This window comes from Acetobacter lambici (genome assembly GCF_011516885.1).
Classification (GTDB): domain Bacteria; phylum Pseudomonadota; class Alphaproteobacteria; order Acetobacterales; family Acetobacteraceae; genus Acetobacter; species Acetobacter lambici.
Genome location: NZ_WOTD01000017.1, coordinates 42,103 through 52,473, shown reverse-complemented (window position 1 = coordinate 52,473; position 10,371 = coordinate 42,103). Strand labels below are relative to the sequence as shown.

Annotated in this window: 7 protein-coding genes and 1 pseudogene; 3 read left to right on the top strand and 5 right to left on the bottom strand. The window is 56.6% G+C overall.

Annotation, left to right across the window (positions count from 1 at the left end; translation table 11 throughout):
* A pseudogene (locus tag GOB86_RS09190) lies at positions 1 to 90 on the top strand (IS5/IS1182 family transposase); the annotation flags it as partial.
* Between the two features lie 78 nt (positions 91 to 168).
* The gene (locus tag GOB86_RS09185; RefSeq protein WP_165992037.1) at positions 169 to 4,443 is read left to right on the top strand and encodes an autotransporter domain-containing protein; all 4,275 of its coding nucleotides are present in this window, start codon (positions 169 to 171) and stop codon (positions 4,441 to 4,443) included.
* Positions 4,444 to 4,507: 64 nt separating this feature from the next.
* Here the strand turns inward: GOB86_RS09185 and GOB86_RS09180 are convergent, their stop codons facing one another.
* Both GOB86_RS09180 and GOB86_RS09175 read right to left on the bottom strand, forming a co-directional pair.
* Positions 4,508 to 5,020: a hypothetical protein gene (locus GOB86_RS09180; RefSeq protein WP_165992036.1), complete on the bottom strand. Its 513-nt coding sequence runs from the start codon at positions 5,018 to 5,020 to the stop codon at positions 4,508 to 4,510.
* A 137-nt stretch (positions 5,021 to 5,157) separates the two neighbouring features.
* Positions 5,158 to 6,273, bottom strand: coding sequence for a THUMP domain-containing class I SAM-dependent RNA methyltransferase (locus GOB86_RS09175; RefSeq protein ID WP_165992035.1), 1,116 nt, complete (start codon positions 6,271 to 6,273; stop codon positions 5,158 to 5,160).
* Positions 6,274 to 6,417: 144 nt separating this feature from the next.
* Between GOB86_RS09175 and GOB86_RS09170 the strand changes: the two genes are divergently transcribed.
* The gene (locus GOB86_RS09170) at positions 6,418 to 6,888 is read left to right on the top strand and encodes a c-type cytochrome (RefSeq protein ID WP_165992034.1); all 471 of its coding nucleotides are present in this window, start codon (positions 6,418 to 6,420) and stop codon (positions 6,886 to 6,888) included.
* Between the two features lie 114 nt (positions 6,889 to 7,002).
* Here the strand turns inward: GOB86_RS09170 and GOB86_RS09165 are convergent, their stop codons facing one another.
* The 3 genes from GOB86_RS09165 to GOB86_RS09155 form a co-directional block, all read right to left on the bottom strand.
* Positions 7,003 to 7,764: an SDR family oxidoreductase gene (locus GOB86_RS09165; RefSeq protein WP_165992033.1), complete on the bottom strand. Its 762-nt coding sequence runs from the start codon at positions 7,762 to 7,764 to the stop codon at positions 7,003 to 7,005.
* 178 nt (positions 7,765 to 7,942) lie between these two features.
* On the bottom strand, positions 7,943 to 9,358 hold the full coding sequence (locus GOB86_RS09160; RefSeq protein ID WP_165992032.1) for a cryptochrome/photolyase family protein: 1,416 nt from the start codon (positions 9,356 to 9,358) through the stop codon (positions 7,943 to 7,945).
* Between the two features lie 41 nt (positions 9,359 to 9,399).
* Positions 9,400 to 9,987: a hypothetical protein gene (locus tag GOB86_RS09155; RefSeq protein WP_165992031.1), complete on the bottom strand. Its 588-nt coding sequence runs from the start codon at positions 9,985 to 9,987 to the stop codon at positions 9,400 to 9,402.
* Between the last annotated feature and the right edge of the window lie 384 nt (positions 9,988 to 10,371).

Sequence of the window (10,371 nt, the reverse complement as noted above, 5' to 3'; positions counted from 1 at the left end):
AAGGACTACGAACAGCGGATCGACGTCGCAGAGGCCATGATCCACATCGCCATGGGAAGCCTCATGCTACGCCGAAACGCTCATCCGTGAATTTCCAAAAGGGCTCTTACCACGGGAACAATCCGTAGTACATTTGGGAATACTGGAGACATTACAAACTCCGGTTCCATGACGCTGGCAGGTACATCCACCCTGAATGTTACAAACCAGCAGGGTGGCACATTCTCAAGCCTGTCTGGCTCTATTGCCGGAGATTTTGATAATTCTGGCACTGCCAAAATTTCATCATCTCCAATTTCTGATGGTGTTATAAACCGCGCAACTGGTAATTTTACAACCAGTTCAACAATAGGTAGCACGGTCGATAACTCCGGCATATTCAACCTGAACGGTGCGGCCATGGTGCAGGGGGATGTTGTAAATAATGCAGGCACCCTCACGCTCTCGGGGATGGGAGTTTATATTGTGGGCACCCTGGATGCCAAAGGGGGCACGTTTCATGTTATTAATGGGATGGTCAATTCCCTGTCCGGCACGGCAAATGGAACCCTGAGCGGCACTCTCACTATCAACCGGGCCGCAAATACTGTTTATTCAGGTGTTATGTCCGGGACTGGTGGGATTTCCATCAGCAGCGGGGTCCAGACCTTTTCGGGGCAGAATACATATACTGGCACCACCACCGTAAATTCGGGTGGCGCTCTACATTTATCAGGCTCAATTGCAGGTAGTCTGACAAACAACTCCAATGCAGCCAACCCGACCATCATCTCCAGCGGGGGCGAGGTCTATGGGAACGTGCTCAACACCGGGCATCTCAGTGTTAACGGGACCGTTGGTGGGCAGGTTAACAATACGAATTCGGGAGTTATTGACGCATCGGGTAACGCGGTCTTTGACCAGTCCTTTATAAACTCAGGCACAGCGACTCTCAGCAATTCTTCGGTTATAAAAGGGGATTTGGACAATGCGTCCCAATCAACTTTCAATCTGGCCAGTTCTTCCCAGATCATGGGGAACGTCAACAATGCTGGCACAACAAACATGACTACAAACTCTGAAGTTTTGGGGAATTTTACCAATTCGACTACGTTAAACATGGATTCAGCAACCATACAGGGCGCAGTCTCCAACATTGGGGTCATGAACATCCAAAATGGTTCTACGGTTAACAGTCTGGAAAACAAAAGTGGCACCGCTACTTTTTCCGATAGTAAAATCAGTAATGCTGCGGTTAATGATTCTGGCGGCACGCTTACAGTCAACGGCGGCACCATAGGCAGTGCAACCAATGCTGGCATAATGACATTAGCAAAAAACAATACTGTCCTGAACAATGTCACCAACACCTCCGGATCTCTGACACTGGATGGCAACACCATAGATGGGCAGCTTCTGGCCAATGGTGGCACGTTTACCGTTACCTCAAATGGAACAACCATTGGCACCTTGAACGGTTCGGCCAACGGAACCTTGAATGGTCTGCTGGACCTGACTGCGGCAGATAATACCTATTCCGGCATACTTTCCGGTTCAGGCGGTGTGCTTATTAATACAACGGGGACACAGCTTTTTACTGGCGATAATACGTATACCGGAACAACTCAGGTCAATTCAGGCACCCTTGCTGTTAATGGCGACCAGAGCAGTGCCGCCGGAGATACACAGGTAAACGCCTCCGCCAATCTGTCTGGCACCGGCACCTTGGGGGGGAATACAACCATAGAACAAGGGGGCACCCTGACCCCGGGCGATATTGCAAGCCGTGTTGGCACCCTGAACATTGCACAGAACCTGACCTTGACGAGCGGATCATCGCAGAACTTTTATCTGGGGCAGACCGATGTGTCCGGGGGGGCGTATAACTCCCTTGTAGCGGTTGCGGGAGACTTACAGCTTGGCGGTACGCTGGATATTACCCCCAATACGGCAGGGCCAAATGTGCATAACAACACTCTGGACCCCGGCCTTTACCGTTTGTACACATATGGTGGAACATTGAGCGGTGTTGCAGACCAGACCATGGGCACAACAAGTGTAGCCCCCGGCGCGACCGTGTCCTTGCAAACATCCATTGCAAATCAGGTTAATCTGATTGTTAATTACGGCAGCCTGACTTTTTGGGATGGTGGAAATACAAGTAACCAGAACAACAAGACCGTTGATGGTGGTTCGGGCACATGGACCGCACAAACGGGTGCTAGCGACCTGAACTGGACCGATAAAACAGGGGATGTGAATGGCCCGTGGGTTAACGGGCAGTTTGTTGTTTATGCAGGCAACGCCGGAACGGTAACCGTGCAGGACACAAGCAACGGCCAGAGCTACAATGTGATTACCAGCGGCATGCAGTTTGCCAATAATGACGGTAAAATATACCAGATTACGGGGGATGATCTTTACGCGGCAAGTTCCTCCACCACCATTCGTGTGGGGGATGGCACCACAACGGGGGCCTCCATTACCGCTGTGCTGGATACCGTGTTGAATGACCAACTGGTTTCTGGCGGCACGTCCCTTGTCAAAACTGATCTGGGTACCCTGATCATTACCAAGGACCAGACGTATCAGGGTTCAACCACCATTAATGATGGCGTCTTGCAGTTGGGTAATGGCGGCACGGCGGGGACCCTTGCGGCGGGCACAGCCATACACAACAACGCCACGCTCGCCATAGACCACAGCGGCACGTTTACGCTGGCACAAAGCATAGATGGCACAGGCGGTCTGACCCAGAATGGTTCTGGCACAACAATACTCAGTGCCAACAATACTTACACGGGGGATACCAACGTAACCCAGGGCACGCTGGAAGTGGACGGCTCCATTGCCAGCTCAACCGTGATAATCGGAGATGGTGGCACCCTGACCGGCTCCGGATTTGTAGGGAACACCGTTGTTGAGCAAGGTGGCACCCTTGCCGCCCCCGGTGTGCAGAACAGTGTGACCGTTCAGGGCAATTTGCAGACAAACCAGAACTCCACCCTTACGCTGGACGGCACGGACCAATTCTCTGGCAAAACAATGACCCTTCAGGGCTCGCAGTACCAGCAGTTACAATCCAATACGATCAACGTTACGGGGAGTGCGGCACTTTCTGGCACGGTGGTGTTGAATGTTACACCCTCCATTCAGCTAAAACTGAATGAATATTATACCATTATGACAACTGGTAGCGGGTTTACGCAAAAGACCCAATCCTTGCAAACTGACCTGACCAGCCCTTACACTTTTATCACCCCATCGCTGTTCTATAACGGGAATGACCTTGATGTGCTTCTGGCGCGCAACAGCATGGCCTTTGCCTCCGTCACCAATAGCCGCAATGAGCGCGAAACCGCGCAGATGCTGGACCGCATGCCACAAGACAACGCCATTGTCGGGGCTATGGGACTGTTAAACCCGGCAGAGGCGCGCAGGGGTATGAACACGCTCTCGGGGGAGGTGCATGCCTCCGCCCGCACTGCACTTGTTCAGGATAGTCTGTTTGTGCGCCAAGCGGTCATGGACCGGCTTGATACAGCCGAATGTGGCAGCGGACATGTAGACGGCACCCTGCACACAGCATCGCTCAAAACCGGGCGTAAGGACGAAGGTTGCCTTGATCAGCAGGCTGTTCTGTGGGGGCAGGCCTATGGCAGCCTTGGCCATAACGGGGGCGATGGCAATGCCGCCGCACTGCACCACTCCTCAACCGGTTTTATTATGGGGGTGGATACGCCCATAAAAGACAACACATGGCGCATTGGCGGCGTGCTCAGCTATGGCCGCTCCATGTTTGATGTGCAGAGCGGACGCAATTCATCGGGGCATAGCAATAATGTCAGCGTTGGTGGGTACGCGGGAACGCACTGGGGTGCATTAAACCTCAAACTGGGGGCTGCCTATACGTGGAACATGCTGAGCATGCAACGCAATGTTGCTTTTCCCGGTTACGCGGACCGTCTTTCCAGCAGCTATCTGGCAGGCACCGCGCAGGGGTTTGGCGAGTTGGGCTACCGGCTCCATGTAGGGCAGGCCATAGCCGAACCCTTTGCCAATGTGGCGTATGTGAACCTGCACACCAATGGCTACCATGAACAGGGTGGGGCTGCGGCACTCCACGGGCATGGGACGGATACGGGAATGACTTTTTCCACCTTTGGGGTCAAGGCATCCTCCGCCTTCCATGCGGGAAAGCTGCTGTTGATTCCGCATGGTTCCGTGGCATACCGGCATACATTCGGGCTGGCGACACCCACAACGCATATGGTGTTTTCCGCAGGGGGCAACGGGTCCATGGATATTGCGGGGGTGCCACTTTCGGTCAATGCCGCAGTGCTGGATGCGGGGCTGACGGCCAGACTGACCGACCGCATAAAAATCGGGCTTTCCTATACTGGCCAGTATGGCAACCAGTCTGTTGAAAGCAGCATCAAAGCCGATATGCAGTGGAAGTTCTAAAGTAATCCACCCCTGACCTACAAAAAGGTCCGGGGTGGAGCACTATTGTTTCAAGTTAAGGTGTCTAAAGATGCAAGCGCATGTGGGTGCGCAGATCGTTGCACCGTTTGGCATACTGGGACGCCTTGGATGCGGTGAAGTAATTGATCAAAAACGCCCCCAGAAGGGAGCCGAACGAGATAACGGTCAGCAACTCACCGGTAAACAGGATGGGTGCATCATAATGCAGGGCGGAGTACCACAGCAGGCCAATGCTCAGCACCGCGCCACAAAAGCCGAGCACTCCGGTTGATTTGAGCAAGGAGTCCTCAATACTTTCAAAGGCTGATGTCTCACGCCACAGGTCAAACAGTTTGCGGTCCACCTCGTCCACTGCTGCCGTGTGTTCCTTAATTTCGGCTTCGGTGCGTTTGTGTGGGTTTTTACGATGGATATCGAGCTCCTGCCGCGCTTTGGCAAAAACCCGACGCCGCTCCTTGATGGCGGGCAGGCTGATATCCACAAAGCTGAGAATAGCCACGTTAAGACCGGCCGATAACTGCACAACGGCCTGAAAGTCACCCCACGTCACGCTCATTCTTTTGGCACCTCAACCTGAACATATCTGCTGATCAGCCCTCTTCTTATAAAGCAGGCAGAGCGAAATAAAGAGGGAGTGCGGCATGCCCGGCATGCCACGGTGCCTGTGCCAGCCTGCGCGCCAGCCTGCTGCCTCTATGGCAGCGGCGCGGTCTGATACAGCGAAACACGCAACCCACCATGGGGCACCGGCGCTTCTGGCGGCAAAAACGGCAGGCCGGTTGCATGGGCCAGCTTGACCTCGGTGGTGACAATACCCACGCGCCAGCCGGTAAAATGGGTCAGCACGGTCTGCCCCAACGCACGGTAAAGGAGGATCAGGCTCTGTTTGTCCCCTATACGGGTGCCATAGGGGGGATTGGCGATCACCAGCCCCGCGGGCCCCGGTGGTGGCCGCAACTCGCTGATTGTGCCCTGCGTGAAGGTCACGTAGTCCTGCACACCCGCACGCTCAGCGTTGGCGCGGCTCATGGTTATGGCCCCTTCGTCCCGGTCGCTCCCGTAAAAGCGGACCTGTGGCGTGCGCTCACTTTTGACTGCACGCATGGTCTGCCACGCCTGTGCATCAAACGTAGCCAGCAGTTCAAACGCAAAATGGCGGGCACGGCCGGGGTTAAGGCGGGCCGCTATTTCGGCCGCCTCAATCACAAACGTGCCGGAACCACACATGGGGTCCAGCACAGGCTCCTGCCCGTTATAGCCACACTGGCGCAGGAACAGAGCAGCCATTGTCTCACGCAATGGGGCGCGGTTAATGGCCTGTTTGTAACCACGCCGGTGCAGCAGGTCGCCCGATGTATCCACGCTCAGGGTGCAAATATTCTGCTCAATGCGCGCACGCACCAGCACGGGGGCATCCTCCGCCTGCGTGGCACCCAGCGTTTGGGTAATGGCCTTGCCAATACGCTCGGCCGCAGCCCCGGCATGGTACACGCGTGAGGCCGTGCAGCTTGCCTCCACCCGAAAAGCCACATCCGGCCGCAGGATATCCCCCCAAGGTACGCGGCATGCGCGCTTGTCGAGTTGGGAAAGATGCACCACGGGAAAAGACGCAATGCGGGCAAGGACCCGGCTGGTCCCGCGCACCCACAGATTGGCACGCCAGACCTCTGGCCAGCCACCGCGAATAACCACCCCGCCGGGCACGGCCACGGGCTGTTTGAACCCCTTAAGCCGCACCTCCGCGCACAACACGGATTCCAGCCCCGGCACGGTAGCCAGAAAAATCTCAAAGTCCTTGTCTTTCGTCATGACGCCTGAATGACAGGAAGCCAGCCGGACGGCAACTTTATCCTCTGCCCCACCCATATGCGGGCCTGCGCTCAAGGGGAGTTGAGGTACTGCCAAAGCCGTGTATAATTGTTGCCAAACCGAACGATTAAGCAGGAGCTTTTCATGAAAAAAACCATTCTGGCTGTGCTGGCAGCGACTGCGGGCCTGTCTGGCCTGGCAGGGAATGCACACGCAGCAGCCGATGGTGCGCAACTGTTCGCAACACACTGCGCCATGTGCCACCAGAGCACCGGCGGCGGCGTGCCCGGGCAGTTCCCTCCGCTTAAAGGGCGTATCAACCAGATTGCCACAACCCCCGAGGGCAAAACCTACGTCATGCACGTCCTGCTCAACGGACTGGCTGGTAGCCTGAAGGCGGGCGGCATGTCCTACATGGGCTACATGCCCTCCATGGCCGCCATGTCGGACGAAGACCTTGCCGCCCTGCTCACCTATGTTTCCGCCCTGTCGGGCGATGCCTCGGCCCCGGCCTTTACGGCGGATGAGGTCAAGAGCGCACGCGCAACGCCCTTGCAGCCGGGTCAGGTTCTGGAAGAGCGCAACACGCTGAACGCAGCCCACCCGCTGCCATAAGCCCCGCCCCCACTCACCGGGCCAGAACGTAAAAAAGCCTCCCGCACCATTCTGCGGGAGGCTTTTTTTGTAACGCTACCCCGGCACGTACCATGCCGGGGCCGACTGCAACGCTTACTGCGCGGTGTAACCACCATCAATCACCAGTTCGCTGCCGGTCATGAACTTGGATTCGTCAGACGCCAGATACAGAATACCGTAAGCAATATCGTTCGGTTCCCCCAGATGGCCCAGCGGGTGCAGGTCCACCAGCTTCTGCCGTGCCTCTGCCGCATCCTTGGTCAGGCCCTGCACCATGGGGGTCCAGATATAGCCCGGATGCACGGAGTTGACCCGGATCTTGTAGCCCGACTTGGCACAATGCAGTGCCGCGGATTTGGTGAACAGGCGCACACCGCCCTTACTGGCGTTATAGGCGGCCAGTGTGGGGTCCCCGACCAGCCCTTCTATGGAAGAGAGGTTGATAATGGAGCCACTGCCGACTTTTTTCATGGCTTCAACCGCGTATTTGGTGCCCAGAAACACGCTGCTGAGGTTAATGGACTGCACACGCTGCCAGTCTTCCAGACTGGTGCTTTCCACTGTGCCATTATAAGCAATACCGGCATTGTTGACCGCAACATCAAGCTTGCCAAAGGTCTTTTCCGCCGCGGCTACGGCGTTCTGCCAGTCTGCTTCCTGTGTCACGTTGAGTTTGACAAACAGGGCATCCCCCCCGGCGGCCTTGATCTCGGCAACCGTGTTCTGTCCGGCCTCTTCCTGCAGATCGGCCACAACAACCTTGGCGCCTTCCTTGGCCAGCAAAATTGCCGTGGCCTTGCCAATACCATTGGCTGCCCCTGTAACAATGGCTACTTTTCCTGCAACGCGGGTCATATTTTTGCTTCCATGTTTGTTCTGTCCTGTAATTACAAACGCAAACCGCAGCCGTTAGCTTTGATACCCGTCAAAAAAATTGATTTCTTCTCCAAATTTTCAAAAAAATCAGGCATTTGCTTACCTTCTGGTACAGGTTTGCCCCCTCCGCACAAGGCATACCCTGGCAAGCCCCGGCCTATGCCCCGGTTTCCCCACCATTTTTTTGCGCTTTCCATGCAGCCAGAGCCCGCGCGCGCGCAACCGTGTGTTCCACAATAGGGCTGGGGTAGCCAGTCGGCTGCAACAGGCTCGCCTGCCATGGGGTGTGAATGTCCGGGCCAGACAGCCCCGCCAACTCTGGCACCCATGTGCGGATATAGGCCCCATCGGGGTCGAACTTCTGTGATTGCAGGATGGGGTTCATAATCCGGAAAAAAGGTGCGGATTCCACCCCCGTGCCCGCATTCCACTGCCAGTTCATGGGGTTACTGGCCGGGTCGTAATCCACCAGAGTGTGGGCAAACCAGCGCTCGCCCTCGCGCCAGTCGATCAGCAGGTGTTTGACCAGAAAAGACGCCACCACCATGCGCACCCTGTTGTGCATAAGCCCCGTCTGCCAGAGCTGGCGCATGCCTGCATCCACCAACGGGTAGCCTGTGCGCCCCTGCTGCCAGCGCGCCAGCCCTTTGGGGTCAACCCGCCAGGGCATTGTGTCAAACTCGGGCTTGAGGTTGCGTGTGTTCAGGTCCGGATGTTCCCACAACAAGGACCATGCAAATTCCCGCCATCCGATTTCGGACAGGAATTTAACACCCCCACCCTGCACGCCCGCTGCTGCCACGGCATGCCATATCTGCCCCGGTGTAATCTGCCCCGTGCGCAAAAAGGGCGAGAGTTCGGATGTTGCGTCTTTATCGGGAAAATCCCTGTCCTGCGTGTAGGTTTGCAGGGCGTGGGCAATAAAGTCCTGCAACTGGGCGTGCGCATCCTGCTCCGTAAAAGCATGGTAGGGCTGCATGGCTTTTGCCCAGCACGGCAGCTCCCCGACCTCCACATCGGGTAGAACCTGTGCTGCGGGCTGGGCCGTACAGGGGGCAAACACCATACCCGCCGGTGCCGCCAGAGGTGCCGGGTAATGAGCCGCAGCACAGGCCGCCCGCCAGAACGCGCCAAAAACCTGAAAAGGCTGCCCGGTTTTGCTCCGCACGGTCCACGGCTCATGCAGCAAATTGCCGGGGGTGCTGTGTACCTCCACGCCCATCTGTTTAAGCTGGGCCTTGATCTGGGTATCCGTGGCTTTGCCTGCCGGGTCGTAACGGCGGTTCCAGAACACCTGCGTGCATCCGCTGTAGCGCACCAGTTCGGGCACAAGCTGCTCCGCATGGGCCGCAAACACATGCAGGCGGCCACCACGCGCACACAGGGCCTGATCCAGTGCTTGAACGCTCTGGAGCCGCCACCAGTCCAGCGCGGTTGTGCAGGCCGGACCGGCAGGCCGCACATACACGCACATAAGCGGCTGACCGCTGCGGACGGCATTGGTCAGGGCAAGGTTGTCGGCCAGTCGCAGGTCATCACGGAACCAGACCAGAACGGGGGGAGGACTGGTCATGTCAGCACCCGTCTGTTTGTATTACGCACCCGCTCAGCGCGTTAGTTCACCGGCCCATCGGACAGACGGACAAGCACCTTGACCGGGTTGCCGTTATCATCCGGCCCTACATAAAAATCACGCCATGTATTGCGCGCAAATATCCATGTTTTGGACAGGTTGACCCCGAGGGAACTGCTCTTGCATGCACCTCCTCCATCTCCGGGTTGGCTGTTGGCGCACTGGGCAGCGTTACCACCTTTGGTTGGCAGGTAAACGTTGGTTTCCAGCACAGCCGTGCGACCATTCAGGCGGATTGTGCCTTCCACCCCCACTTTTTTGCTGACTTCAAGCGGAGCGCCAGCCTGTGGCGGCGGCCCCTGCACCACCACATCGGAAAAATTGGCCGGATTGACCGAACAGACTTCAGACGCGGCGGTGCTGATTGTGTGCTCCACGTCGTTCACTGTCACAACCACATGCACATCAATAATATAAACCGGGCCGGACACGCATAGCGTGCTTTCACCATCATTGGCGGCATAGGGGGAACGGGGCGTGGAAGCCGCCTGCGCCGTGGCGGCGGACAGGAACAGAGCGGCCGACGCAACAAACAGGCAGGACGCCACACCAAAAAGTCTCTGCTTCATCACCACTACCGCACCCTTTTATCCGTCGTTTGTAAAAAGCCGTCCTTAATACCGCATCCAATCTGGCATGAATGGCTAAAAATAAACAGCCTGTCCGCACCACACGGAGCAGGGGCGTAAGGGCGACGGTTGTTACCGGCGGCGGGGGGGCGGCACATGCATGGCACCACAACCCGCAATCCATAACGCGCATACTGTCTGGGGCATGCTCTGGCTCCGGCACGCCCCCCTGTTTTAACTTTGCGCAGTATTCCAGCACCCGCGTAAAACACAGTCTTTAGCACAACCAATCCACGCGATTATTTTCCGTTTTCCTCCTTGACTGTGCAAGCCTATCAGTGAAAGGTATTCAATATGTTGGAATGATTTCTGGATTGAAGCGAG

Bases quoted from the DNA above. Each gene is read 5' to 3' on its own strand.
- GOB86_RS09155 (WP_165992031.1), bottom strand. From the start codon at position 9,987: ATGAAGCAGAGACTTTTTGGTGTGGCGTCCTGCCTGTTTGTTGCGTCG.
- GOB86_RS09175 (WP_165992035.1), bottom strand. From the start codon at position 6,273: ATGACGAAAGACAAGGACTTTGAGATTTTTCTGGCTACCGTGCCGGGG.
- GOB86_RS09160 (WP_165992032.1), bottom strand. From the start codon at position 9,358: ATGACCAGTCCTCCCCCCGTTCTGGTCTGGTTCCGTGATGACCTGCGA.
- GOB86_RS09170 (WP_165992034.1), top strand. From the start codon at position 6,418: ATGAAAAAAACCATTCTGGCTGTGCTGGCAGCGACTGCGGGCCTGTCT.
- GOB86_RS09165 (WP_165992033.1), bottom strand. From the start codon at position 7,764: ATGACCCGCGTTGCAGGAAAAGTAGCCATTGTTACAGGGGCAGCCAAT.
- GOB86_RS09185 (WP_165992037.1), top strand. From the start codon at position 169: ATGACGCTGGCAGGTACATCCACCCTGAATGTTACAAACCAGCAGGGT.
- GOB86_RS09180 (WP_165992036.1), bottom strand. From the start codon at position 5,020: ATGAGCGTGACGTGGGGTGACTTTCAGGCCGTTGTGCAGTTATCGGCC.